This is a genomic window from Pseudomonas chlororaphis subsp. chlororaphis, from assembly GCF_003945765.1.
Classification (GTDB): Bacteria; Pseudomonadota; Gammaproteobacteria; order Pseudomonadales; family Pseudomonadaceae; genus Aquipseudomonas; species Aquipseudomonas chlororaphis.
Window position 1 is genome coordinate 1,636,266 of sequence record NZ_CP027712.1, and the last position, 24,735, is coordinate 1,661,000.

Below are 24,735 nucleotides of genomic sequence, written 5' to 3' on the forward strand. Positions count from 1 at the left end.
ATACCCAGGTATCGCGGGTTCCCGATACGTCATGCCGCGGCATGGCGTATCGGTTTTTCAGGATTCATCACCTCTTTCAGGATGACCCGCGATGCGGGTCTTCCATGAGCAACGAAACCCGGTCGGCCAACACGGCCGGGCTCAAGCAGAGCATGGAGAATGGCCCCATGACCCATCTATTGGCGTTGAGGCCCGCCGGCCACGTACGTCGGTTCTACCGCAGCGCCCAGGTACTGGCTTGTCTGCTCCCGGGCTTGATCGGCGCGACGGCCCAGGCCGCCTTGGTGGAAAGCCAGGCGATCGACTGCTCGTTCAGTAACGGTGCCGGCCGGCCCTGGGTGGAAGTGACGCCGTTGACCAGCACCACGCCGGTAGGCTCCGTCCTGTGGCAACGACCGGTGGCCCTGATCACCAACTACCGATATGGCGGGGCTACGGGTAACAAGGCCCATGAGTTGGTCTCTGCCGGATACTGGACCGCGGGTACGCCGCTGCCCGACGCCATCGCCCCGACCAACATCGACGGTATCGGTTTCAAGATCGCGGTGAACTCCTCCGACGGCGTCCTCAGGAATATCACCCAGGTGTCCAAGCCCGTAGCGCTGGAAAAGAACCAGGTTATCTATGACCCCGGCGCAGGCCAGAACCAGCGTTCGCTGATGGTGACCAACTATCTGCAATCGCTGATTCTCACGGTGCCCCCCAGCCAGTTGCCCAGCGGCGAGCTGGTGATCGACCGTGTCGCCGGCAGCTCAGGGCTGATGCTGTATGCGGTCGACCTGCTCAAGGATGTGGCCAGCCTGGGAGGGGAGGTCACCATCCCGAACGACAACATGCCCATCGGCATCTGCCGCAAACCCTACTCCTTGATGGGCCCCGCCATCATCAATATGGGCGGGGGAGGCGGGATCACCGTTCCCAACACCTGTGTGGTGGAGTCGTACAGGACCATCCCGGTGAAGCTCGGGCGTTTCTCCCTGGCCAATTTTCCCAAGGTGGGTTCCACCTCGTCGCCGGTACCGTTTCGCATCGAACTGAGCCAGTGCGCATTGAATGCCAGGCCGCAGATCACCTTCACCGACAAAGTTGCCGCTCACACCGACCCGTCGGTACTCAACCTGGCGGCTTCGCCCAACAGCGCCAAGGGCTTCGGCATCATCATGATCAACGACCTGAACGGGCAGCGGGTCAAATACGACGGCACTCGCTACGACATGCAACGGGTGGGCGACAGCGCGATCATCCCGCTGCGGGCCGGCTACATCCGCACCGGCAGCGATGCCGAGGTCAAGGTCGGCGACGCCGATGGCGCGGCGGAGTTCACCTTTACCTTCCCCTGAGTCATTCAGGGTTGAACCAAGCCCCTTCGATGGCGATAGACGCCGTTGCGGGGCCTTTCTACACTGGGCTCCGACCTGGGGATGGAGCACGCGGATGAATCGCAACGAACTGCGCAAGGCCGATATCAACCTGATGGTGGTGTTCGAAACCCTGATGCTCGAGCGCAATGTGACCCGGGCGGCGGAGAAGCTGTTTCTCGGCCAGCCGACCATCAGTTCGGCGCTCAATCGCTTGCGCGCGATCTTCAACGATCCGCTGTTCATTCGCGTGGGCCACAGGATGGAGCCGACCGCCCGCGCCGAGGAGCTGATCCAGCACCTGTCGCCGGCGCTGGATGCCTTGTCCTCGGCCTTGAGCCTGACCCACGATTTCGATCCCGCCAGCAGCACCATGACCTTTCGCATCGGCTTGTCCGACGACGTCGAGTTCGGCCTGTTGCCGCCGCTGCTGCGGACCTTACGCCAGGAAGCGCCGAAGGTGGTGTTCGTAGTGCAGCACGCGGACTACTGGCGAATCCCGGACCTGCTGGCCGCCGGCGACATCACCGTGGGTATCAGCCAGACCCGCGGGCTGCCGGCCAATGCCAAGCGCAAGCTGCTGCGGCATATCCAGCCCAGCGTGCTGCGCGCCGATGCCAGCGACACGCCACTGACCCTCGACGAATACTGTTCCCGTCCGCATGTGCTGGTGTCGCACACGGCCAATGTCAGCGGCTTTGCCGATGAATGGCTGGCCGAGATCGGTCGACAGCGTCATGTGGTGTTGTCGGTGCCGCAGTACAGTTCGCTGCCGGCGTTGCTGGCGGGGACCGACATGATCGCCAGCCTGCCGGACTACACGGCGGCGGCCATGGCCGCGTCGGGGCAGTTGTTCCAGGAGCCGTTTCCGTTCAAGACCCCGACCCTGGACCTGTCCATGGTCTGGCTCAGCCATGTCGACACCGACCCGGCCGAACGCTGGCTGCGTTCGCGGTTGGAGGCGTTCATGAGCGACCGCGACCTGGCGCCGCTCAAGGCGCGTTGAATCTCTTATCCCTTCGTAGAGGACTCAGGCAGGCGGTCGCGAGGCGTGTAGTATGGAGCGCCTTTTCACCCTCACCTTTCAGGGAGCTCCGCCATGCCTCATCTGCATATGGAATACACCGCCAACCTGCCGCAACTGGATGCCGACAAGGCCTTGCTGCGGTTCAACAACGCGTTGGTGGCGTCCGGGCAGTTCGCTGAATACGACATCAAGAGCCGTGCGCGCAAGGTCGAGACGTTTCGCGTCGGCACCGGCCTCGGCGAGCGGGCGTTCGTGCATGTGAAGCTGTCGTTGCTCAGCGGGCGTTCGCCAGAGATCAAGAAGCAGCTTTCGCAAAGCCTGCTGGCGGTGCTGCAGGAACTCTGTGAATGGCCGGCTGGCGTCGAGTTGCAACTGGCGGTGGAGATCCTGGATATCGACCGCGAGTCCTACGGCAAGCTCAGCATCGGCCACTGAGCCGGAATGCCACAGGGCCTGGACCTACAATAGGCCCTGCTGCGCGCAGACCTTGACCACCTGCTCGCGGAACCAGGTGTTGGCGCTGTCCTGGTCGGTGTGGGCGCTCCATTGCATGTCCAGGGTAAAGCCCGGCAGGCCGTTGGGCGCTTCGCAATGGCTGAACACCGCGTCGTTGGTCAGCAGCGCCTGGATGCGCCGTGGCAGGGTCAGGATGAAGTCGGTGCCGGTGATCATTTTCAGCGCCGCGCTGTAGCTGTTGGAGCGCGCGACGATCTGCCGCCGGTGGGCCTGGCGGGCCAGCCAGCCATCGACCATGTTGGTGGTCGAGGTCCAGGGCGTGGGGTAGACGTGCCGCCGCTCGACGAACGACTGCAGGCTGAAGCGCGGCTCCAGCGGCGGCGTCGCGCGCTTGTCGAAGACACACACCAAGTCATCCTCGAGCAGCACCTGCGACTTGAGGTCGGGGTGGTTGTGGTGAAAGTTCGGACCGAAGCAGACCACCAGGTCCAGGCTGCCGTCGCGCAGTTCCTCGGCGGGGATATCGGTTTCCAGCTTGTGCACGTTGACCGTCACCGGCAGGTCGGCGAAGTCGAAGCCCTTGAGCAGCCGCGGCAGGATCAGCAGTTCGAAATATTCCGGCGCGCAGACATTGAAGGTGACGGCCTGGCGGGTCGGGTCGAAAGCCTGGACCCCGGAATGGCACAGGTTGATGCTCTCGAGAATCTTCAGCACATGGCTGTACATGGTGCTGGCTTTGTAGGTCGGACGCATGCCGGTGCGGGTATTGATGAACAGCTCGTCCTCGAAGCCGGTGCGCAGTTTTTTCAGGCAGTAACTGACGGTCGACTGACTCACGCACAGGGTTTCCGAGACCCCGGTCACGCTGCTTTGCTCGTACACGGCGACGAACACCATCAGGTCCTGCATATCGAGCTTTCTAAGCAAGTTACTGTTCAGCATCAGTTCCGTCTCGTTGAGCACCTCGCGCGGTCGTGCGCAAACCTGCCTGATGCTAACGGAACGATCGTCCTAATTGAATCCTTGCCCCGGGGTTTCACGGATAGCGAAGGGACAATTAATTCCGAGAACACGACCTGTGCAGTATGGCGCGGCGCGTAGCGGCTTGTCCCTTGGTGTTGCGCCTTCAACCGGGCACCGGGACTGGCCGGCGGCTGCCGAGGATCAGGGCGAGCATGCCCAGGCCCACCAGCAGCGCGCCGAGCAGCTCGCCCGGCAAGGGATGCCGGCCCAGCACGAACCAGTGGAAGAGGGTGATGAACAGGGTGCTCAGGTAGATGTAGGAAATGACCGTGGCCGGTGCGATCACCCCGATGGCCCGGTGCAGCAGCCAAAAAGTCGCCAGGGTGGCGAACAAGGCCAGGTACAGCAGCCACAGGCCGTCGTCGAGGGTCAACAGCATGGCGCTGCGCCAGCCACCGCCCGGCAGGCAGAAGGCGAACAGGAACAGCGCGCCGAACAGCATGTTCCAGAAGGTCATGGCGGCCGGGCTGCGATCTTTCAGGCTGGTGGCTTTGAGCCGTTGGCTCAGCGGCGAATAACAGGCCATGGCCAGGCAACCGACCCCATACACGCCGACCGCGTAGAGCGACGGCACGCCCTCGGGGCCCGAGCCCCTGAAGGTCAGTAGCGTGGCCCCGGCGGCCGCCAGCAGCATCGGCAACAGGCGGTTTTTCCCAGGGTTGTCGCTCAGCAGGAGGCCCTCGAACAGCAGGGTCAGCAGCGGTACCAGGGCGAACAGGATGCCGGTATTGACCGCCGAGGTATGCCGCAGCGCCTCGAACAGCGAAGCGAAATAGATCGCCAGCAGCAACCCAAGCATGGCATGCGCCCGCAGCCCGGCGCGGTTGATCCGGAACGTGCCGTTAAGCCACAGCGTCGGCACGAACATCAGGGCCGACAACAGCAGGCGCAGGCCCGTCAGCAACAGCGGGTCGACGGCCTGGCTGACCCGGGCCGCGGCGAAAAAAGAAGCGGCGATCAACACCGCCCACAGCAGCATGCCGAGATGGGCGTTGAGCAAGCTGGTGGGCTTCATCGGTGCGTTCCCCGGGTCATTGGAAGTGGCGGTGGTAGTGCCGCGGATCGAAGCGCAGGACCATCAGGATCATCAGCGCCATGACCGCGGTCAGCGACCACCAGGCCCACTCGAAACTGCCCAGGCGGTCGCGGATGATCCCGGCGAGCAGCGGCGACAGGCCGGCGATCAGGTAGCCGATGCCTTGCACGAAGGCCGTCAGGCCACCGGCACGCTGCGGATTGTCCAGATGGTCGAGGGACACGATCAGGCTCATGGGAAACAACCCGCCGATACCCAGGCCGAGCAGGCACGGCCAGAGCAGGCTCAGGTGCCGGGGGCTGAGGATCAGCCCGCAGAAGCCCGTGATGATCAGCACCAGCAAGGCCACCAGCACCCGGCGACGGTCCTGGCTGCGGTTGGCGATGGCCGGCGTCACCAGGCCCGAGACCACCTCCATGGCGGTGAGAAATCCCAGCAGCAGGCCGGCGTCCTGTTCGCTCCAGCCCTGTTCCACGTAATAGGGGGCCAGCCACGCCAGGACGCAGGTGTAGGACGCCGTGCCCAGGCCGAAGAAGACCGCCAGCAGCCAGGCGCGGCGGCTGCCGGCAAAAGATTCGTGGTGCGTCGCGGCGTCCGGCAGCTTGGGCATGGCCGCCCGTTGCGCGTACCAGAACAGCAGCGTCAGGACCGCCAGCGCCGCCCAGATCGCCAGGCCCAGCCGCCAGCTGCCGGTGCGGCTCATCACCAGCGGGGCAAAGGACGCCGCGACCGCCGCGCCCCCCATGATCGAGGTGACGTACAGGCCCATGAACAGCGAGACATTGTCGGGAAAGCGCGACTTGATCAGTGCCGGCATCAGCGACTGGATCAGGGCGATGCCGAGGCCGGCGAGCACGGCGCTGAGGATCAGTTCGGCGGCCGAATCGAGGAACAGCCGCGACAGGGTGGCCAGGCCAATGACCAGCAGCGAAATCACCACGCTGCGGTGGTCGCCCAGGCGCTGGCCGATGCGCACGCCGAAGAACATCGCCAGGCCCATGGCCATGACCGGCAGCATGGTCAGCAGCGCGGCGCCACTGAAACTCAGGGCGATATCGCCACGGATGCCGGACAGCAGGGGGCCGACGGCGGCCATCGACGGCCGCAGGTTCAAGGCCACCAGTGTCACGCTGAGCATCAGCCAGAAGACGGGGCGGGTTGTCGCGCGAACGTTTTCCATAACCAGACCTTGAACAATTCAGGCGCTGATTAGGCGGGGAGGGGCATGGCCGGAGCAAATCAGAAAGTGTGCAGGACTATCTAGAAATCAAATAACACCTGTAGCCGCTGCCGCAGGCTGCGCTGGGCTGCGAAGCAGCCCCCCAAACCTGCGCACGCGGTCTGCCGCAAGCACCACGTTGCCCGGGCCAGTCCTGCGGCCTGGGTCGCAGCCTGCGGCAGCGGCTACAGAGGCCCGCGACGGTGCGCGGGCCTCGGGCGATCAGAACGGCTTGGTCGGCAGGTACTTGCCATCCAGGGTGATCACCGCGCGGGAACCGCCCTCCGGGTCTTCGACTTTCTTGATGTCGAGCTTGAAGTTGATGGCGCTGATGATGCCGTCGCCGAACTGCTCGTGGACCAGCGCCTTGAGGGTCGAACCGTAGACCTGGAGCATTTCATAGAAGCGGTACACGGTCGGGTCGGTGGGGATGCCGCCGGGGATGCTGCCGCGCGACGGGATGCTTTGCAGCAGGCGGCTGGCGTCCTGGTCCAGGTCGAGCTTGCTGCAGACCAGGTCGGCGGCCGCGGCCGGCAAGGCGTGCTGGCCGAGCAGGGCGGCGGTGACGAACGCCAGGCTCAGGCCGGTGCCGTCGGTGAGCTGTTGCCACGACAGGTTCTTGCGCGCCTTGGCGTCGATGATGGTGTCGGCCAGGGCCAGGCGTGGGGCTTGGGCGAATTGGGATTGCAGCATGTCGAGTTCCTCGTTGGGATGGTGAAACGGTTGTTGAACGAGTCGTTGAAAAAGGGTCGTTGAAAAGGGAGCGTTCAAGCCGCGTGCCGCGGTTTACCGACCAAGGCGCAGGCGTCGGGGTGTTCGGCCAGGGACACGAAGCCCTGGCTCGGGCCGTCCAGCGCGGCAATGGCGCCGCTGGCGATGTCATAGACCCAGCCATGCAGGTTCAGCCGGCCCTGTTCCAGGGCCAGGGCGACCGCGGGATGGGTCTTCAGGTTAGCCAACTGGGCGATCACGTTTTCCCGCACCAGGGCATCCAGGCGGGCTTCGTCCGAGGCATGGCTGCGGGCGGCATTGACCACCTTGGCCGACTCGGCATGGCGCAGCCAGTTGGCCACCGCCGGCAGATGGTCCAGGCATTTGCAGGTGGAGATGGCGGTCATGGCGCCGCAGTCCGAATGCCCGCAGATCACGATGTCGCTGACCCCGAGCACGGCCACCGCGTACTCCACAGTGGCCGACACACCGCCCGGTTCCGGCCCGTAGGAGGGCACGATATTGCCGGCGTTGCGGATCACGAACAGATCGCCTGGCTCCTGCTGGGTCAGCAGTTCCGGCACTACCCGGCTGTCGGAGCAGGTGACGAACAGGGTGCCGGGGTTCTGGGTGGTGGCCAGTTGCTTGAACAGCTCGCTTCGTTTCGGGAAGGCTTCGCGCTGGAACTTGAGAAAGCCGTCGATGATGTGCCGCATGGTGGTTCTCCTTGCATCGCTGATGGCGCAAGGATGGGAAATTTCAGCTATAGCGTCCAAGACTGGCTTGTTATGCTGGTCATAAGTACTGCCTATAGTTGGCGGTCCTGGCCTGGAGACACCATGCTGCTACGTCATATCCGTTACCTGCTGGCCGTCGCCGAGCACGGCAACTTCACCCGCGCCGCCGAAGCCTTGCACGTGTCCCAGCCGACGCTGTCGCAACAGATCAGGCAACTGGAGGACAGCCTCGGCGCGCCGCTGTTCGACCGCTCGGGGCGCACCGTGCGCCTGACCGACGCCGGCGAGGCCTATGTGCGTTATGCGCGGCTGGCCCTGCAGGACCTGGAGGCCGCCAGGCGCGCCATGCATGATGTGCAGGATCTGCGGCGCGGCTCGTTGCGCCTGGGCATGACCCCGACCTTCATCACGTACCTGGCGGGGCCGCTGCTGACCCGTTTCAACCAGCGGTATCCGGGGATCGCCCTGAGCCTCGAAGAGATGACCCAGGACCGACTGGAAGCGGCCCTGGCCGAAGACCGCCTGGACCTGGGCATTGCCTTTGCCGGGCAGCACCTGCCGGATATCGACAGCCAGCTGTTGTTCGAGGAGAGCCTGAGCCTGATGGTCAGCCGCGAGCAGCAGCCCGAGCTACCGCGGGAACTGACGGCGGCTGCGCTTGCGCGGCAGCCGCTGGTGCTGCTCAGCGGCGATTTCGCCACCCGCCAGCATATCGACCGTTATTGCCGCGAGCAGGGCATGACGCCGCGCATCGCCATCGAAGCCAACTCCATCGGCGCGATTGTCGAAATCGTTCGCCGCGGACAACTGGCGACCATCCTGCCGCTGGCCATTACCCAGGAGCAGCCAGGCTTGAGGCCGGTGATCCTGCAACCGCCCCTGGCGCCCCGCAGCGTGGCGCTGCTGGGGCGCAAGGGCGCTTATCGCAGCGCCGCGTGCCAGGCTTTTCGCGAGCTGCTGACGACAGCTTTTCGCGAGCGGCTGACGGCTCAGGGCGTGGGTGCCGCCAGCCACTGATTGACCACGCCGCTGTAGAAACCGGTGGCCTTGCTCAGGTGCAGCCACTGGTCGACATAGCTTTTCCAGGCGACGTCGTCCCGTGGCAACAGGAAGGCTTTTTCACTGTATTGCAGGTACTGCTCGGGGTTCACCGCACACAGCCCCGGCTTGAGTTTCTGCTGGAAGCGCGCTTCGGAAGCGTCGGTGATCATCACGTCGGCCTTGTTCTCCAGCAGTTGCTCGAAAATGGTCACGTTGTCGGCGAACAGGGTCAGGCTGGCCTTGGGCAGGTGGGCCCTGGCGAAGACTTCATTGGTGCCTCCCGGCGGTTCGATCAGGCGCACCGACGGCTGGTTGATCTGCTCGACGGTTTGGTAGCGCTGCTTGTCGGCGCACCGCACCAGGGGGATTTTCCCGTCGACGCCCAGGGTGTCGCTGAAGAAGGCTTTCTTCTGTCGCTCCAGGGACACGGAAATACCGCCCACGGCGATGTCGCACTGATTCGCCAGGAAGTCCGGCATCAGGGTTTTCCAGGTGGTCTTCACCCACTTCACCTCGACCCCCAGGCTTTGCGCCAGGGACTGCGCCATCGAAATGTCGATGCCTTCGTAGGCACCGTCCGCGCGCAGGTAGGTGTAGGGCTTGTAGTCGCCGGTGGTGCAGACGTTCAGGTGTCCGCGTTCGATGACCTGATCCAGGTGTGAGGTGCTTGGCGTGGCAAAGGCCGGGGCGCTGAGGCTCAGCAGCGAGCAGAGCAGAAGGCGTGCTTTCATGCGGTCGATCCTTGATGACGAGGGAGTGGCCGAGGGCGGCTCATTATTTGCGCCCGACCCGAATGGGGCAAGGCGCATCGCTTGCCAGGGCGCTGCGGATTGTTTTCGCCGAAAAAGTTTTGGCAAAGGGCCATGCCAACTATTTGTTGGCTTCTTTTTCACGAAACGTTGATGGTCGGCTACCTAAAGTTCGTGCTGTCGTGGGCAGTCATTGAATAACGGGCATGTTGACGACGCACTTCTTTCAAGGAACACGCCGATCATCATGCTGAACATCAAACCCCTGCGTCCCGAATGGGTGACGTTGATTGCCTGCGCCTTTTTATTGCTTGGCTGCAACTTTGTGCTCTGGCAGCACCTGTTTAGCATTACCGCCTCGGACACCCGCGGCATCGCCATGCGCGTGGCTTTCGGGGTGATGATCTTCTGTGCCTTCAACCTTATCCTGACCTGGCTGGCGTTTCGCCGGATATTTAAGCCGGTGCTGGTTTTATTGTTTATGGTCAGTGCCGGCGTGGCTTATTTCATGAGCCAGTACGGAGTGCTGATAGATGCCGGAATGTTTCGCAACTTCGCCGAAACCAATGCAACGGAAGTGCGTGACTTACTCTCCCTGAAGTTGCTTGTTTATATTCTGTTCCTGGGTGTATTGCCTTCCTGGTTATTGTGGAAAGCCCCGATCAATTATCGTCGCTGGCACCGCGAGTTATTGAGCAAGTTGCTGGTATCCGTTATGTGCGCGGCGGCCATTGGCGGGGTAGCCCTGGCCAACTATCAGGGGCTGGCCTCGCTGTTTCGCAATCACCATGAATTGCGCCTGATGATAGTGCCGAGCAACTACGTGGGCGCCTCCATCGGTTACCTGCGCGAGCAAGTGGTTTCGGCGCGCCAGCCCTTCGTCAAGATCGGGGAAGATGCCCAGCGCAATCCGACCTGGCAAAACCATGCGCGCAAGTCGCTGACGGTGCTGGTGGTCGGCGAAAGTGCCCGGGCCGAGAACTTCGGCGTGCTGGGCTACGAGCGCGACACCACGCCGAAACTCAGCCAGGAAAACGGCCTGATCGCCTTTACCGATGTGTCGTCCTGCGGCACCGAGACCGCGGTCTCGGTGCCCTGCATGTTCTCCAACATGGGGCGCAAGAACTACGACGCCAGCAAGGCGAAGAACGAGGAAGGGCTGCTGGACGTGCTCAAGCGCGCCGGGCTCGAGGTGATCTGGCGGGACAACCAATCCGGTTGCAAGGGCACCTGCGACCGGGTGACCCTCGACGACGTCAGCAATCTCAAGGACCCGGCGCTCTGTGCCAACAGCGAATGCCGCGACGAGATCCTGCTCCAGGGCCTGCAGCACTTCATCGATACCCTGGACAAGGACACCGTGCTGGTCCTGCACCAGATGGGCAGCCACGGGCCGGAATACTTCAAGCGCTACCCCAAGCAATACGAGCGCTTCACCCCGGTGTGCCAGAGCAACGCCCTGAACAATTGCAGCCGCGAGAGCATCGTCAACGGCTACGACAATACGCTGCTGTACACCGACCATGTGCTGGCGACCCTGATCGACCTGTTGCGCAGCAACCAGGACAAGGTCGACACCGCCATGCTCTACCTGTCGGATCACGGCGAGTCCCTGGGCGAATACAACCTGTTCCTGCATGGCACGCCCTACATGCTCGCGCCGTCGCAGCAAAAACATGTGGCAATGCTGGCCTGGTTCTCGGACAGCTATCAGAAGGCTTTCTCGGTGGACACCCATTGCCTGCAACTGAGCCGGGAAAAACCGCTGAGCCAGGACAACCTGTTCCACTCGATGCTCGGTCTGCTGGAGGTCGACAGCCGGGTCTACCAGCCCGACCTGGACCTGTTCGCCGGCTGCCGGGGCAGCGTGGTCGACGGCGTGTTGGCGCGGCAATGAAGCCTTGATCGGCGTTCGACCTTTTTTTCACGATCGGGGCGGTAACCTGTTTTTCATCCAATACTTACAAGAGCCAGCAGATCCATGTCCGCGCACCCTCCATCCCCCCTCGAGCTCGAGTTCGCCAGGCGTTATGACCAGGCGCACGCGCGTGTGTGTGGCGACGAGCGCCCGCTCGGGCTGGGGCGGCGCCTGTCGTTGTGGCGCGACGAGTGGCTGGTTCGCCGCGCGTTGAAGGTGGCGGGCGAGCCGGGGCTGATTCTCGATCTTGCGTGCGGCGCGGGGCGTTTCTGGCCGGTGCTGGGCGAGCACAGTAATCGGGTGATCCTGGCGGCGGACCCGTCCCAGGACATGCTCAACCACGCCCAGACCCACCACCCGGCGAGCCTGCTCAGGCGGGTCAGGACTTTCCAGAGTTCGTCGTTCAGCATCGGCCTGTCGGCCAACGCGGTGGACTGCATCGTCTGCCTGCAACTGTTCCCCCATGTCGCCAGCAGCGAGGCACGCCTGGCGTTGCTGGGCGAATTCCATCGGGTCAGTCGCGACTCGGTGATCCTCGCGGTGCGCATCGACAGTCGCTTGAAAGTCATGCGCGACCGGCTGGAGGGCAACGACACCCTGCAATTGCAGCGTGCTCCACGCATGGACGTCAGCCGGGCGCGGGTCGAGGCCGAGTTCAAGGACGCTGGGTTCGAAGTGCTCAGCCACCAGGATTTCATTCCCGGTTGCGCCGCCTGGCGGGTTTACGTCCTGCGCAAACAGGGGTAGCCGACGGCGTTCGGATTATTCTTGTGGCCCGGGCGCCGATTTCGCGCAGGCTCTTGTCGAGTGAATGCTCAGAAATCGCCAAGGGCGATATATACTGCGCGCCATTCTTCAAGGGAGAGCCGTGTGGCCATCGATATTCACTGGATTCGCGACAACGATAGCCTCGGTCAATTCTGCACCGAGTGGCAGAAGCTGCCATTCGTCGCCCTCGACACCGAATTCATGCGGGTCGACACCTTCTATCCGATCGCCGGCCTGTTGCAGGTCGGCGATGGCCAGCGCGCTTACCTCATCGACCCCTTGACCATCGACGACTGGCAGCCGCTGGCGGCCTTGCTGGAGAACAGCGCGGTGGTCAAGGTGGTGCACGCCTGCAGCGAGGACCTCGAAGTCCTGCTGCGCCTGACCGGCAGCCTGCCGACACCGTTGTTCGACACGCAACTGGCGGCCGCCTACCTGAACCTGGGTTTCTCCATGGGCTATTCGCGGCTGGTCCAGGAAGTGCTGGGCATCGAGTTGCCCAAGGGCGAGACCCGCTCCGACTGGCTGCAACGCCCGCTGTCGGAAACCCAGGTCAGCTACGCCGCCGAAGACGCCGTGCACCTGGCCGAGGTGTTCACCCGGCTGCGGCCGAAACTGTCCGAGGACAAATACAACTGGGTGCTGGAAGACGGCGCCGAGCTGGTGGCCAACCTGCGCCGCGAAGTCGATCCTTATGAGGTTTACCGCGAAGCCAAGCTGGCCTGGAAACTGTCCCGCGCGCAACTGGCGGTGCTGCGTGAACTCTGCGCCTGGCGCGAGCGTGAGGCACGGGCACGGGACCTGCCGCGCAACCGGATCGTGCGCGAGCACTCGCTGTGGCCGTTGGCCAAGAGCCAGCCGGACAACCTCGGCGCCCTGGCGAAAATCGAAGACATGCACCCGCGCACCGTGCGTCAGGACGGCGAGTTCCTGCTGGGCCTGATCAAGCGTGCCGCCAGCGTCGGCCCCGACCAGTGGCCACCGGCCGTCCCCGAGCCGTTGCCGATGGAAGCCTCGCCCCTGCTCAAGCGCCTGCGCGCCGTGGGTCAGGCCGAAGCCGAGCGCCTGGGTATCGCCCCGGAACTGATGCTGCGCAAGAAAACCCTGGAAAGCCTGCTCAAGAGTGGCTTCCCCAATGGACCCTACCAATTGCCCGATTCGCTGCGTGGCTGGCGCCGCGAATTGATGGGCCAGGCGCTGCTTGACAGCCTGGCCACCGCCGGAGAACAGCCATGAAACGTATCTGCTCGATCTACAAAAGCCCGCGCAAGAACGAGATGTACCTCTACGTGCTCAAGAGCGATGCCCTGGAGCGCGTGCCGGAAAACCTGCTGGCGGCGTTCGGCAAGCCGCAGCACGCCTTCGACCTGGTGCTGAGTCCGGAGCGCAAGCTGTCGCGCGAGGACATCCACCAGGTGCTGGAAAACCTTGAGAAGCAGGGTTACCACCTGCAGATGCCACCGGCCGAGGACGAGTACATCGAGCACTTGCCCGAAGAGCTGCTGCGCCGTAATGATCCGGTCTGACGGACACCTGTAGAGGCCCTGTCCGGGGCATCGTTGAAAATGGAACTGATTCTATCTGGCGGCTGCCGCGATCGATGGAGCGATACTCCGTCGGTGGCTGCCTGCACCGTTTTGTAAGGTTTGAACCATGCGCGTTCTGATTGCCGAACACGATCACGCTATTTATGCCCGTTTGTTGCGTCAGCTGGCACCTGACCTGGAAGTGCTCACCAGCGGCGATTCCGCCGAATTGTCGAAGCTGGCCGCGGACTGCCCGGTCTGGCTCGGCCAGCCGGACCTGCTGGCCACCCTGTTGCGCCAGGGCCACCAGCCGCAGTGGCTGCAATCGACCTGGGCCGGCATCACGCCGCTGCTCGCCGACGGCCTGCCACGCCATTACCGGCTGACCCGTGCCGTGGGGATCTTCGGCCAGGTCATGGCCGAATACGTGCTCACCTACATGCTCGGCCACGAGCGCGAAGTCCTCGCGCGCCTGGTCAGCCAGGTCGAGCGCAAGTGGGATAACCGCACGGGCCAGAGCCTGGCCGGGCGCAAGGTGCTGATCGTCGGCGCGGGCGATATCGGCCAGAGTGTGGCGCAGTTTCTCTTGCCGTTCGGCGTCGAGCTGTACGGCATCGCCAGTGAAGCCCGGGAGCAGGCGCCGTTTATCGAAGTCGCGGCCTTGGCGGACCTGGGACGTTTGGTCGGTGAGGTGGATTATGTGGTCAACCTGCTGCCCAACACCCCGCACACCCATGATCTGTACGACACGGCGCTGTTCAAGCGTTTCAAGCCGACCGGCCTGTTCATCAACGTCGGTCGCGGGGTCGCGGTGGTCGATGCGGATCTGGTGGAAGCCTTGAAGGAAGGGCATCTGGCGGGGGCGGTGATCGACGTCTGCCGCCAGGAACCGCTGCCGCAGCGCCATCCGTTCTGGACCGCCTGGGGCCTGTTGCTGACCGGCCACAGCTCGGCGCCGACCTCGCCGACCCTGATGGCGCAGCTGTTCATCGACAACCTGCGGGCCTATCAGGCCGACACGGCGTTGCGTGGGGAAGTGGATTTCACCCGCGGGTATTGAGGCGCTGCGCAGAGGGGGGCTGATGCCGCCTTTTGCGTGGACCCTGTAGCCGCTGCCGCAGGCTGCGATCGGCTCCGAAGGAGACGTGCTCTTGAGGGCCTAGGAAGGCCCTTCGGGCCTTATCGCAGCCTGCGGCAGCGGCTACAGGGATTGCAGCAGGTTTACAGGCTGAAATCGCCTTCGGCTGCGGTTTCGCTCAGCGGGCGACGCGGGCTTGGCTCTTCGCGGGCCTGCAGGTATTCGGCGAGGCTCGCCTTGTCGCCCAGCTTGCCGACGGCCACGGCGGCATGCAGGGCATAACCTTCTGGAATCTTCAGCTCCTTGCGGGTCAGCTCCTGGTCGAACCCGGCCATGCCGTGGGTGTGCCAGCCGCTGATGCTGGCTTGCAGCGCCAGGTGGCCCCAGGCCGAACCGGTGTCGAAGGTGTGCCACAGGGCTGGGGTTTCCTCGCTGGCGCCAGGCGCGGTGAAGGTGGTTTTCGAGATCACGATCACCAATGCCGAGGCGTGCTGCGCCCAGCCACGGTTGAACTCGTTGAGCAGGCCGAGGAAACGTTCCCAGTTCGGCGTGTCGCGGCGCGCATACAGGAAGCGCCACGGCTGCGAGTTGTAGGCCGACGGCGCCCAGCGCGCGGCTTCGAAGAAGCTCAGCAGGGTTTCCTCGGGAATGGCCTCGCCGGTGAAGGCGCGCGGCGACCAGCGCTCGGTGAACTGCGGGTGGATGGCGTACTCGGCAACGCGGGGATTGGCGCTCATGACAGAGATTCCTGGCTACGTTTGAGAATGAAAGGTGGATAAACCGGCAAGCGCAGTTGAACTGGGCAATGGGGTTTTTCCTGACCCTGGGCGATTCACCGGTGCGACGCGGTCGAGCGTTAATGGCACGCGGACATAGGGCTTTGCGACAGGCAAAGCTACTGCGCGGCATGCGGCCTGACAAGTAGTGCCTTACCGACAGTCGCCAGCGCTTGGCCCACGGGGCCTTGGGCACTAGACTGGCGGCCTTTTCCCTGTCCGATACCGATTACCTGAGCCATGGCCGCCAAAGTTGAACCCTTCTGGATCCGCAAAACCCTCGAACAACTCGATCAGGAGGAGTGGGAGTCGTTGTGCGACGGTTGTGGCCTGTGCTGCCTGCAGAAGCTCGAGGATGAAGAAGACAACAGCGTCTACTACACCCGCATCGCCTGCAAACTGCTGGACCTGAAGACCTGCCAGTGCAGCGACTACGCCAACCGCCGCGCCTCGGTGCCGGATTGCATCCAGCTCACCCCGGGCAAGGCCGATGAGTTCAAATGGCTGCCGCCGACCTGCGGTTATCGCCTGGTCAGCGAGGGCAAGGACCTGCCGCTCTGGCACCATCTGGTGTGCGGTGACCGCGACGCGGTGCACCACGAGCGTATTTCCCAATCCGGACGCATGCTCGCCGAAGGCAGCGTGGCCGAGGAAGACTGGGAAGATCATCTGATTTTCCGCGCCGGCTGAGGTCTGCCGCGCTCGCGTTCAAGGTTGTTTCACGAAGGAGTGTGTATGGCTGTGGGGGCAAGGCTGGCGCTGGCCGGCTGGCTGCTGGTGCTCAGTGCGCCGGGGTGGGCGGCGAAAAAAGTCGATCTGGATTACCACGTGCGCCTGTTGCCGCAGAGCGACCAGGCCGAGGTGCGCCTGACCCTGGCGGACGGCGCGGCGGTGCGCAGCCTGGATTTCGACCTGGGCACGCATGGCGATTACAGCGACTTCAAGGCCGACGGCCAATGGCAGCCCGGGGCGGCCAAGCCTCCCGCGGTACAGCGCGGCGTATGGCGCCCGGCCGGCGGCAAGGCCAGCCTGAGCTACCGGGTGCGGATCAGCCACAACCTGAAGAAGGACAGCTTCGACAGCCGCATGACCCCGCATTGGGCCTTGTTGCGTGGCGATACGCTGGTGCCGGCGGCGAAGCTCGACCAGCAGGACGGCATCGAACTGGTGTCGCGCCTGGAATTCGAGTTGCCCACGGGCTGGAAAAGCGTGGAAACCGCCTGGCCGCGGATCGGCAAGAATCGTTTCCGTATCGATAATCCCGCGCGCCTGTTCGACCGGCCCACCGGCTGGATGCTGGCCGGTGCCCTGGGCAGTCGTCGCACCCGGCTGGGGGAGACCGAAGTCACGGTGGCCTCGCCGCAAGGGCAGGGCATGCGACGCATGGATGTGCTGACCCTGCTGACCTTCGTCTGGCCGCAGATCCAGGCGACCTTTCCCCGTCATCCAACCAAGTTGCTGATCGTCGGCGCGGCCGACCCGATGTGGCGCGGCAGCCTGGCCGGGCACGATTCGCTGTTCTTGCACAGCCGCCTGCCGCTGGTCAGCGAGAGCGGCACCAGCCCGCTGCTGCGCGAAGTGATCCAGGTCTTTGCCCGGATCAATGACCGCGAGCGCAGCGACTGGATCGGCGAGGGCCTGGCGGAGTACTACGCCATCGAATTGATGCGCCGCGCCGGCGGCATGAGCGACGAGCGTTACCAGGCCCTGGAAACTCGGTTGGCCAAGAGCGGCCACGGCGTCAGCAGCCTGCGTGGCGAACAGGTGGACGCGCCGGTGGTGGCCAGGGCGGTGCTGCTGTTGCAGGAACTGGATCGGGAGATCCGCCTGAAGACCCGCAACAAGCGTTCGCTGGATGACGTGACCCGGGCGGTGATGCGTCTGGAGCGTGTCAGCACCAAAGAGTTCATCCAGCTCAGCGAGAGCGTGCTGGACGGCTCGTCGAAGGTGCTCGACAGCGATTTGTTGCATTAGTGAAGTCGACCGCTTTACGGTCATCGCGAGCGAGCTCGCTCCTACAGGTTTTGCGCAATCCCCTGTAGGAGCGAGCTTGCTCGCGATAGCGCCGGTTCATTCAACGCGGCGTTCGAGGCCGCCGATCAAACCCCGGCCTTGGGCGATTTCAACGAATCGTTGCCGGTTACGGTCGCGGTACGGGTGGCCGCCTCGGCATTGGCCTTGAGGGTTTTCAGCTCCGCGCCGGCACGCTCGATCTTCGCCCGCACGTTATTCATATCCTGGCGGCTCTTCTCCAGCAGGCTTTTCGCCGAGCTGTGGCCGGTGATGCCACGGGCCAGGGCGACCCCGCCGATGGCAACCTGGACCAGGCCGAACACACCGCCACGGCGCAGGCCCTTGCCGACCATCACCACGCCGCCGGCCAGCGAGCCGATGCGCTCCCAGCCTTGTACGTTCTGCTCCGCCGGGCTCTGGAAAGGGGTGGTTGAGATGGGTTCCAGTTGTTTGCTGTCGCTCATGATCTGTCTCCAGGGGGGATGGATATAAAGCTGACTGCGCTGGCGCGTCGCTTGTTCCATCGAATGTACGGCGAACTTGAAGCAGTGCTCAGAACTTGGGGCCGGAGCGGGTGTTGTTGCCCTTGGCCAGGCGGTCGTAGAGCACCACGTTGACGGTGGCGGCGAGGTTCATGCAGCCGGTGGTCGGGATGTAGACCACGTCTTCGCACCAGTCGCGGATGTCCTTGTCCAGGGAGCCGTCTTCCGGGCCGAAGATGTACAGCGCGCGATCCGGGTGGGTGTATTCCGGCAGCGAGCGGGCGCCTTCCACCAGTTCCACCGCCACCGGCACGCAGCCCAGGGGCAGGATCTTCTTCAGGTCGTCGATGCCGATCAGCGGGATGTCCTGGTGGACCTTCTTGGTGTCGGTGACGAAGTCGCGGGCCCGTTCATAGCGCTTGCCGGTGTAGAACACCGACGCGACGCCATAGCAACCGGCGGCGCGCATCACCGAACCGACGTTCTCCGGTGACTTGGGGTTATACAAACCAATGCAGCTGTACCTTTTGTTTGCCACGAGCGGGGTGCCTTCGAGAAAAATCGCGATTATACGGGGATTGTCGGCCGGCGGTTGGATCCGGCAAATGCATCGCGGGCAAGCGGCGCATCTGCAGGATCAGTGTCTGCCGGTGCGCCGCTTGCCCGCGAGAGGCCGGTCCTGTCGAACCGGAAAGAGCGGAGGTTACTCTTCGTCTTTCTTCATCAACCCCGCCAGCGCGGCGAAGGGGTTGTGGGTGGCCTTGGCGACTTTCGGCGTGCTCAGGGAGCCTTCGCCGAAGTACTGCTGGTCGGTGTAGCGCGAGTGTTCGTTGTCGTGGCAGTACAGGCACAGCAGTTCCCAGTTGGAACCGTCCTGCGGGTTGTTGTCGTGGTTGTGGTCGCGGTGATGCACAGTCAGCTCGCTCAGGCGCTTGCCGGAGAACTCGCGGGCGCAGCGTCCACAGACGTGCGGGTACATCTTCAGGGCCTTGTCGCGGTAGCCCATCTCGCGGTCGCGCTGGGCGTCGGCGAGGATGCGGTCGAGCTTGGAAGTGTTGGTCGAACTCATGGGTTCACCTTTATGCAAAGACTAATGACGGTAATGGGCCAAGTTTAGCTCAGGCCTTGAGCTTCTCGGCAATCCAGATGGTGTGGCGGGTGCCCTTGTTGCCGTGGGCGAAGACTTGCACTTGCTCGGTCTTGAAGCCGGCCTTGCGCAGCTTGTCGGAGTATTGCTTGTCGGCGCTGGCCGACCACACGGCCAGCACGCCCTTGGGTCGCAGGGCCCTGGCGCAGGCCGCCAGCCCGGCGGCGGAGTACAGCCAGCTGTTGGCCTTCTGGGTCAGGCCTTCGGGGCCGTTGTCGACGTCGAGCATGATCGCGTCGAACCCCTGGGGTTCGGCCTGCAGCACCTTGGCCACATCTTCCATGCGGATCACCGTGCGCGGGTCGAGCAGCGGCCGGCCGGATTTCTCCCCCAGCGGTCCGCGGTTCCATTCGACCACCCCCGGCACCAGCTCGGCGACCACCACTTCGGCGCCCTTGCCCAGGTGCTTGAGGGCCGAGGCGAGGGTGAAGCCCATGCCCAGGCCGCCGATCAGCACCCGCGAATTCGGCCGCCCGGCGACCTTGCGGCAGGGGATCTCCGCCAGGGCGTCTTCGGAGCCGTGCATGCGCGTGTTCATCAATTGCCCGCCGTCGCCGCCCTGGATCTTGATGACAAAATCCTCGCCGTATTCGAACAGGCACAAGGCACCGCCATTTTCGGGAATCGGGGTGGTGTCCAGCAGAACGAAACGTTTCATGAGGGTCTCAATGAGGAAGGCAAACCGCCCCGGTTGGGAGTAGCCTGAGGGCTGACAATAGCGATGGAGCCATTGATGAAGCGCACTATTCTAACGGTCATTGCCCGCGCAGCGCTCTTGCTAAGTGCGGTGCTCGCGATGAGCGCCGTGCACGCCGAGGAACTGCAGGCGGTGCCCGTGACTCCGGTCCCCGCCGCCGGCTCGCCCGGCACTGCGACCCCGACCCCTTATCCGCAGGTCACGCCCCCCAGCACCCCCAAGGCCACGGCCCATGGCGGTGCGCCATTGCTGCCGCCGATCGACATGCCCAAGCCGCCGAAGGACCAGACCTTGCCAGGGTTGCAGCAGAACGAGACGAAAACCAGGACCCCGGGTAGCTAGACCTGTTGCGACAGCAGCTGCCCGTCGGCCATGCGCAGGCGCCTGGACAGTGACACGGCGAGGGCGCGGATGATCTTGGCGGCGATCTTCGGCGCGTCGTTGAGCATTTTCTCCAGCGAGTCCTTGCCCAGGTTGAGCAGCCGGCAGTCGCTGGCGGCCACGCAACTGGCCGAACGCCGCTCGCCATCGAGCACCGCCATCTCTCCAAAGGCCCGACCGCTGCGCAGGGTGGCAATGGTCACGCGCACGCCTTCGCTGTTGGTCTTCTGCACGGCCACCTGGCCGGAATGGATGATGCACATGAAGCTGCCGGCATCGCCTTCGCGGAAGATCTCCTGGCCCTGGGCGATGCTGCTGATGCTGAAGTAGCCGGCGGCGGCATTGAAGTCGGCCGGCAAGAGCTGATCGAACAATCCGCAGTCCATCAGCCAGTCGCGGATTTCATTGTTCAACAAGGTAGGTTCTGGCATGTCGTCACGGTCTTTTTCTTGTGTCTGTTGCGGTCCCGGGCAGGTGCGGTATGGCTCGGGGCCGGCGGTCCTGGGTTAAGACAGGAGCACCGGCCGGAGTTCCTCAGGCAATGCCCAGAATCTTGAAAACAAATGCATATTCGAGCGCTACGTCACGCAATCCCTGGTAACGCCCGCTCATCCCTCCGTGGCCGGCGCCGAGCTCGGTCTTGAGCAGCAGCAGGTGGTCGTCGGTCTTGGTGGCGCGCAAGCGGGCCACCCACTTGGCCGCCTCCCAGTACTGCACGCGGCTGTCGTTGTAGCCGGCGATCACCAGGGTCGCCGGATAGGCCTTGGCCTCGACATTCTCATAAGGCGCGTAGGCCTTGATCCGCGCGTAGACCTCGGGCTCCTCCGGGTTGCCCCATTCGTCGTACTCGGTGACGGTCAGCGGCAGCTCGGGGTCGAGCATGGTGTTGAGCACATCGACGAACGGCACCTCGGCGATCGCCGCCTTGAACAGGTCCGGGCGCTGATTGAGTACCGCACCGATCAACAGTCCGCCGGCGCTGCCGCCGCTGATGGCCAGTTGCTCGGAAGTGGTCAGGCCCTGGGCGATCAGGTGTTCGGCGCAGGCGATGAAGTCGCTGAAGGTGTTCTGCTTGTGTTCCTGCTTGCCGGCGTGGTACCAGGCTTCGCCCAGCTCGCCGCCGCCACGCACGTGGGCAATGGCGAAGGCCACGCCGCGCTCCAGCAGGCTCAGGCGCGCATGGGAGAACCACGGGTCGAGGCTTTCGCCGTAGGCGCCGTAGCCGTAGAGGTACAGCGGTGCCGGCCGGCCCAGGGCTTCGCGCTTGATCACCAGGCTGATCGGCACCTGGGTGCCGTCGGCCGCGGTCGCCCACAGGCGCTGGCTGACATAGGCGTCCGGGTCGAACACGCCCAGCACCGGGGTTTCCTTGAGCACTTTCTGTGCGCCGCCGGCCAGATCCAGCTGGCGGATCTGCGCCGGACGGTTCAGCGCTTCGTAGCGCAGGCGGATGCGCTGGCTGACGAATTCCAGGCTGTTCTGCACATGCAGGCTGTAGGCCGCATCCGGCAGTTGCACGCGATAGGCCGGCAGGCCCTCGGGGTGCACCTCGATGATCGGCAGGCCGCCTTCGCGCAGGCTCAGGGTCATGGCCGAGCTGTTCAGGCTCAGGCCTTCGAGCATCACGCTATTGCTGTGGGGGATCAGGTTCTGCCAGTCGGCTTCACCCGGCACCGTGCCCTGGTCCGGCGCCTGGTAGAGGGCGAAGTTGATGCCGTCGCGGTTGCTGCGGATAAACCAGGTCCACTGGCCGTCGAGCAGGCCGTGGTCGACGTCGTACTCATGGTGCTCGACCCGCGGCGCCAGGCAGGTAAAGGCCTGCTGCGGCTGCGCCGCGTCGAGTACCCAGACCTCGCTGGTGGTCTTGCTGCCCAGGGACAGCAGCAGCTGTTTCTCCGAGCTTGAGCGGTAGCAATGCAGGAAAAAGCGCCCGTCCGGCTCATGGAACACCTCTTCGGCGGCGGTGCCGTCCAGGCGATAACGGAACAGTTTGTGCGGGCGGTGGGTGTCGTCCAGCTCGCCGAAGAACAGAGTCAGGCTGTCGTTGGCCCAGGTCATGCTGCCGTCGCAATCGGCGAACGCCAGTTCGCTGACCTTGCCGCTGGACAGCTCCTTGACGAACAGGGTGTAGACCTCTTCGCCGCTGGTATCGAGGCTGTAGGCCAGGCGCTGGTGGTCAGGGCTGATGCTGAAGGCGCCGAGGGAGAAGAAACCACCCTTGGCCAGCTCGTTGGGGTCCAGCAGCAGCTGTTCCTGGCTTTCGTCGACGCTCAGGCTGTCGTCGGCCGGGCGCGGGCAGCGGTAGTGCCGGGCGTATTCGTCGCCGGCAGTGGTGCGGGTGTAATACAGGTACGGGCCCCAGGGGGAGGGCAGGGACAGGTCGGTCTCGAGGATCCGGCCCTTGATTTCCTGGAACAGGGTTTCCCGCAGCGCCGCCTGGTCGGCGAGGGCGGCTTCCTGGTAGCTGTTTTCGGCCTTCAGGTAATCGAGCACGGCATCGGTGTCGCGCTCCTGGAGCCAGGCGTACGGGTCCGGGCCTTCGGCCTTGCGGGCGATCGGGGCGCTGGTGACGTGGGCGGATACGGGCATGAAGGGCTCTCGGGGCGGTGACAATTAAGGGCACAGCAGACGGCGGTGCAGCCTGGCATGCGAAAAGCCGTTATCATAAGCGCCTCTTTGCCTGCCTTGCCATGGACACCATGACCGAGAACGACTATCTGATCGCTTGGGGGCTCTACGCCTTCGCCGCCTTGGGCTGCCTGCTGGTGTGGATGCGCCTGACCCGCTGGATGTGGCGCTGGCTGCGCGAGCCGCTGCGAGTGCTGGTGGCGGTGCTGCTGTTCAGCCCGACCGTGGTCGACCCGGCCAAGGAAATGTTCGCCCCGGCCGTGGCCATCACCGCCCTGGACATGCTGTTCAAGGTCGGCAACAACGCCTGGCGTGCGGTCTCCGACCTGTTCATGTATGGCGTGATCGCCTTCGGCATCTACCTGGTGTTCGTCCTGATCCGCTGGCCGATCGAGCGCGCCTCCAAGGCCCGCCAGGAACAGGCCGAAGCCGCCAAGGCCGCGGCCCGTGCCGAAGAGCCGGACGACCAGCCTTTCGGCGGTGCCGGCGACGATCGCTACGGGCGCCCGCCAGTGCCCAGCAACCCCCAGCGTTCGCGGATCGAGCCGCGTCTGTAACACGCATTGAAGCGAGAGTCCGAGCATGTGTGAGTTATTGGGCATGAGCGCCAATGTACCGACCGATATCGTGTTCAGCTTTACCGGGCTGATGCAGCGCGGAGGGCGCACCGGCCCGCATCGCGACGGCTGGGGCATCGCTTTCTACGAGGGCCGCGGCCTGCGCCTGTTCCAGGACCCGGCGGCGAGCAGCGAGTCGGAAGTGGCCAACCTGGTGCAGCGCTACCCGATCAAGAGCGAAGTGGTGATCGGCCACATTCGCCAGGCCAACGTCGGCAAGGTCTGCCTGTCCAACACCCATCCGTTCGTGCGCGAGCTGTGGGGGCGCAACTGGTGTTTCGCCCACAACGGCCAGCTGGCGGACTTCCAGCCTCCCGCCAGCTTCTATCGTCCGGTGGGCGATACCGACAGCGAAGCGGCTTTCTGCGACCTGCTCAACCGGGTGCGCGAAGCCTTTCCCGAGCCTGTGGAAGTCGAAGAGTTGTTGCCGTCGCTGGTGGCCGCCTGCGCCGAATATCGCGGCAAGGGCGTGTTCAACTGCCTGCTCAGCGACGGTGACTGGCTGTTCTGCTACTGCTCGACCAAGCTGGCGCAGATCACCCGCCGCGCGCCCTTTGGCCCGGCCCGCCTGAAGGACGTCGATGTGATCGTCGACTTCCAGGCGGAAACCACGCCCAACGACGTGGTGACGGTGATCGCCACCGAACCTTTGACCGAAAACGAAACCTGGACTCGCTACGAGCCGGGCCAATGGAGCCTGTGGCGGCGCGGTGAATGCGTCCTGCACGGCCAGACCGAATAAGGACATCCCCTATGTTGCTCAGTTATCTGCGGCTGGTGCTGTTTGCGGCGGGCCTGTTGATCGGTGTACAGGTGCCGGGTTTCATCAGCGATTACGCCAAGCGCGTCGAGGCTCACCTGATCGAGGCCCAGGCCGGCCTGCAAGGGTTCCAGGGCACCGCCAACCAGTTCTTCAAGGGCGATCTGCAGGCGCTGGTCGCCCATTATCGGGCCAGCGACGATCCGGTGTTCCGCAGCGACGCCGACAGCCTGGGCAATCTGCTGGTTCGCCAGCGCGCCCTGGACAAGCAGTTCCAGGCCATGCAGGGCCCGTGGTACATCCGCCTGCTGCAAGTGGTGCTGGCCGCCGACCCGGATATCCGCCAGGAAACCTGGAATGGCTACAGCTACCAGATCCTGCTGACCCCGCAAGCGATGATCTGGGCCATGAGCGGCGCCTTGCTGCTGTCGTTCGGCCTGGAATGCCTGTATCGCCTGATCGACTGGGTGGTGCTCGGCGGCAAGCGCCTGCGCCAGAGCCGGCCGATCGAAGAGCGTGACTTGAAGGGCTTGTGATGTAGCCGCTGCAGCAGGCTGCGATCGACGGCGCAGCCGTCGTAAACCAGC

General features: G+C 64.3%; 28 protein-coding genes. 15 read left to right on the forward strand and 13 right to left on the reverse strand.

Annotated elements, in window-relative coordinates; all coding sequences use genetic code 11:
- Nucleotides 1-104 precede the first annotated feature (104 nt).
- From C4K27_RS07500 to C4K27_RS07510, 3 genes are all read left to right on the forward strand, one after another.
- Nucleotides 105-1,340 (forward strand): fimbrial protein, encoded by a 1,236-nt coding sequence (locus tag C4K27_RS07500; RefSeq protein ID WP_238437523.1) that lies wholly within the window; start codon nucleotides 105-107, stop codon nucleotides 1,338-1,340.
- 94 nt (nucleotides 1,341-1,434) lie between these two features.
- Nucleotides 1,435-2,364 (forward strand): LysR substrate-binding domain-containing protein, encoded by a 930-nt coding sequence (locus C4K27_RS07505; protein WP_007928849.1) that lies wholly within the window; start codon nucleotides 1,435-1,437, stop codon nucleotides 2,362-2,364.
- A 93-nt stretch (nucleotides 2,365-2,457) separates the two neighbouring features.
- Entirely contained in the window at nucleotides 2,458-2,820 is a 363-nt protein-coding gene (locus C4K27_RS07510) for a 5-carboxymethyl-2-hydroxymuconate Delta-isomerase (protein ID WP_007928850.1), read from the forward strand.
- A 24-nt stretch (nucleotides 2,821-2,844) separates the two neighbouring features.
- On the opposite strand, the gene C4K27_RS07515 is transcribed toward C4K27_RS07510, so the two are convergent.
- The 5 genes from C4K27_RS07515 to C4K27_RS07535 form a co-directional block, all read right to left on the reverse strand.
- Nucleotides 2,845-3,783, reverse strand: coding sequence for a LysR family transcriptional regulator (locus C4K27_RS07515; RefSeq protein WP_007928853.1), 939 nt, complete (start codon nucleotides 3,781-3,783; stop codon nucleotides 2,845-2,847).
- A 184-nt stretch (nucleotides 3,784-3,967) separates the two neighbouring features.
- On the reverse strand, nucleotides 3,968-4,879 hold the full coding sequence (locus C4K27_RS07520; RefSeq protein WP_053260000.1) for a DMT family transporter: 912 nt from the start codon (nucleotides 4,877-4,879) through the stop codon (nucleotides 3,968-3,970).
- 16 nt (nucleotides 4,880-4,895) lie between these two features.
- Entirely contained in the window at nucleotides 4,896-6,080 is a 1,185-nt protein-coding gene (locus C4K27_RS07525) for a cyanate transporter (RefSeq protein ID WP_053260001.1), read from the reverse strand.
- A 261-nt stretch (nucleotides 6,081-6,341) separates the two neighbouring features.
- Complete coding sequence (gene cynS / locus C4K27_RS07530) at nucleotides 6,342-6,812, reverse strand: cyanase (protein WP_009042607.1); 471 nt, start codon at nucleotides 6,810-6,812, stop codon at nucleotides 6,342-6,344.
- 74 nt (nucleotides 6,813-6,886) lie between these two features.
- A complete protein-coding gene (locus C4K27_RS07535; RefSeq protein WP_007926930.1) occupies nucleotides 6,887-7,546 on the reverse strand; it encodes a carbonic anhydrase in 660 nt (219 codons plus the stop codon).
- Between the two features lie 123 nt (nucleotides 7,547-7,669).
- On the opposite strand from C4K27_RS07535, the gene cynR reads away from it, so the two are divergent.
- On the forward strand, nucleotides 7,670-8,584 hold the full coding sequence (cynR, locus tag C4K27_RS07540; RefSeq protein ID WP_053260002.1) for a transcriptional regulator CynR: 915 nt from the start codon (nucleotides 7,670-7,672) through the stop codon (nucleotides 8,582-8,584).
- On the opposite strand, the gene C4K27_RS07545 is transcribed toward cynR, so the two are convergent.
- Nucleotides 8,557-9,339: a transporter substrate-binding domain-containing protein gene (locus C4K27_RS07545; protein ID WP_053260003.1), complete on the reverse strand. Its 783-nt coding sequence runs from the start codon at nucleotides 9,337-9,339 to the stop codon at nucleotides 8,557-8,559. The two genes, cynR and C4K27_RS07545, sit on opposite strands and share 28 nt — an antisense overlap.
- A 265-nt stretch (nucleotides 9,340-9,604) precedes the next feature.
- Here C4K27_RS07545 and C4K27_RS07550 point away from each other — a divergent pair, with 265 nt between their 5' ends.
- The 5 genes from C4K27_RS07550 to C4K27_RS07570 all read left to right on the forward strand — a co-directional run bounded on the left by C4K27_RS07550 (nucleotide 9,605) and on the right by C4K27_RS07570 (nucleotide 14,629).
- Complete coding sequence (locus tag C4K27_RS07550) at nucleotides 9,605-11,254, forward strand: phosphoethanolamine transferase (RefSeq protein WP_053260004.1); 1,650 nt, start codon at nucleotides 9,605-9,607, stop codon at nucleotides 11,252-11,254.
- A gap of 84 nt (nucleotides 11,255-11,338) precedes the next feature.
- Entirely contained in the window at nucleotides 11,339-12,022 is a 684-nt protein-coding gene (locus tag C4K27_RS07555) for a class I SAM-dependent methyltransferase (protein ID WP_009042612.1), read from the forward strand.
- Between the two features lie 123 nt (nucleotides 12,023-12,145).
- Nucleotides 12,146-13,279 carry a ribonuclease D gene (gene rnd / locus C4K27_RS07560; protein ID WP_009042613.1) on the forward strand — a complete coding sequence of 378 codons (1,134 nt, stop codon included), beginning with the start codon at nucleotides 12,146-12,148 and terminating at the stop codon, nucleotides 13,277-13,279.
- Entirely contained in the window at nucleotides 13,276-13,569 is a 294-nt protein-coding gene (locus C4K27_RS07565) for a YcgL domain-containing protein (RefSeq protein WP_007926915.1), read from the forward strand. The genes rnd and C4K27_RS07565 overlap by 4 nt, the downstream gene beginning before the upstream one ends.
- Before the next feature lie 127 nt (nucleotides 13,570-13,696).
- On the forward strand, nucleotides 13,697-14,629 hold the full coding sequence (locus tag C4K27_RS07570) for a D-2-hydroxyacid dehydrogenase (RefSeq protein WP_053260005.1): 933 nt from the start codon (nucleotides 13,697-13,699) through the stop codon (nucleotides 14,627-14,629).
- A 161-nt stretch (nucleotides 14,630-14,790) separates the two neighbouring features.
- On the opposite strand, the gene C4K27_RS07575 is transcribed toward C4K27_RS07570, so the two are convergent.
- Nucleotides 14,791-15,384, reverse strand: coding sequence for a nitroreductase family protein (locus C4K27_RS07575; protein WP_007926913.1), 594 nt, complete (start codon nucleotides 15,382-15,384; stop codon nucleotides 14,791-14,793).
- 279 nt (nucleotides 15,385-15,663) lie between these two features.
- On the opposite strand from C4K27_RS07575, the gene C4K27_RS07580 reads away from it, so the two are divergent.
- Together C4K27_RS07580 and C4K27_RS07585 are read left to right on the forward strand one after the other, a co-directional pair.
- Complete coding sequence (locus C4K27_RS07580; protein WP_007926912.1) at nucleotides 15,664-16,113, forward strand: YcgN family cysteine cluster protein; 450 nt, start codon at nucleotides 15,664-15,666, stop codon at nucleotides 16,111-16,113.
- 45 nt (nucleotides 16,114-16,158) lie between these two features.
- Nucleotides 16,159-17,397 carry a hypothetical protein gene (locus C4K27_RS07585; RefSeq protein ID WP_053260006.1) on the forward strand — a complete coding sequence of 413 codons (1,239 nt, stop codon included), beginning with the start codon at nucleotides 16,159-16,161 and terminating at the stop codon, nucleotides 17,395-17,397.
- Nucleotides 17,398-17,522: 125 nt separating this feature from the next.
- Here the strand turns inward: C4K27_RS07585 and C4K27_RS07590 are convergent, their stop codons facing one another.
- From C4K27_RS07590 to C4K27_RS07605, 4 genes are all read right to left on the reverse strand, one after another.
- Nucleotides 17,523-17,900 (reverse strand): YgaP family membrane protein, encoded by a 378-nt coding sequence (locus tag C4K27_RS07590; protein ID WP_053260007.1) that lies wholly within the window; start codon nucleotides 17,898-17,900, stop codon nucleotides 17,523-17,525.
- 88 nt (nucleotides 17,901-17,988) lie between these two features.
- A complete protein-coding gene (locus tag C4K27_RS07595) occupies nucleotides 17,989-18,456 on the reverse strand; it encodes an RNA methyltransferase (protein ID WP_007926908.1) in 468 nt (155 codons plus the stop codon).
- Between the two features lie 165 nt (nucleotides 18,457-18,621).
- On the reverse strand, nucleotides 18,622-18,987 hold the full coding sequence (locus tag C4K27_RS07600) for a YajD family HNH nuclease (protein ID WP_009042617.1): 366 nt from the start codon (nucleotides 18,985-18,987) through the stop codon (nucleotides 18,622-18,624).
- Nucleotides 18,988-19,036: 49 nt separating this feature from the next.
- Entirely contained in the window at nucleotides 19,037-19,723 is a 687-nt protein-coding gene (locus tag C4K27_RS07605) for a spermine/spermidine synthase domain-containing protein (RefSeq protein WP_053260008.1), read from the reverse strand.
- A gap of 75 nt (nucleotides 19,724-19,798) precedes the next feature.
- Here C4K27_RS07605 and C4K27_RS07610 point away from each other — a divergent pair, with 75 nt between their 5' ends.
- Entirely contained in the window at nucleotides 19,799-20,104 is a 306-nt protein-coding gene (locus C4K27_RS07610; RefSeq protein ID WP_053260009.1) for a hypothetical protein, read from the forward strand.
- Here the strand turns inward: C4K27_RS07610 and C4K27_RS07615 are convergent.
- Together C4K27_RS07615 and C4K27_RS07620 are read right to left on the reverse strand one after the other, a co-directional pair.
- Complete coding sequence (locus tag C4K27_RS07615) at nucleotides 20,101-20,574, reverse strand: cyclic nucleotide-binding domain-containing protein (RefSeq protein WP_007926904.1); 474 nt, start codon at nucleotides 20,572-20,574, stop codon at nucleotides 20,101-20,103. The genes C4K27_RS07610 and C4K27_RS07615 overlap by 4 nt on opposite strands.
- A 103-nt stretch (nucleotides 20,575-20,677) precedes the next feature.
- Complete coding sequence (locus C4K27_RS07620) at nucleotides 20,678-22,732, reverse strand: S9 family peptidase (RefSeq protein ID WP_053260010.1); 2,055 nt, start codon at nucleotides 22,730-22,732, stop codon at nucleotides 20,678-20,680.
- Nucleotides 22,733-22,833: 101 nt separating this feature from the next.
- Here C4K27_RS07620 and C4K27_RS07625 point away from each other — a divergent pair, with 101 nt between their 5' ends.
- Genes C4K27_RS07625 through C4K27_RS07635 form a run of 3 tightly spaced genes read left to right on the forward strand, consistent with a single transcriptional unit; the run spans nucleotide 22,834 to nucleotide 24,684 of the window.
- Entirely contained in the window at nucleotides 22,834-23,328 is a 495-nt protein-coding gene (locus C4K27_RS07625) for a hypothetical protein (RefSeq protein ID WP_007926901.1), read from the forward strand.
- Nucleotides 23,329-23,353: 25 nt separating this feature from the next.
- Nucleotides 23,354-24,130, forward strand: a complete 777-nt coding sequence (locus C4K27_RS07630) for a class II glutamine amidotransferase (RefSeq protein ID WP_053260011.1) — start codon at nucleotides 23,354-23,356, stop codon at nucleotides 24,128-24,130.
- A gap of 11 nt (nucleotides 24,131-24,141) precedes the next feature.
- Nucleotides 24,142-24,684 carry a DUF2937 family protein gene (locus C4K27_RS07635; protein WP_009042623.1) on the forward strand — a complete coding sequence of 181 codons (543 nt, stop codon included), beginning with the start codon at nucleotides 24,142-24,144 and terminating at the stop codon, nucleotides 24,682-24,684.
- Nucleotides 24,685-24,735: the final 51 nt, after the last annotated feature.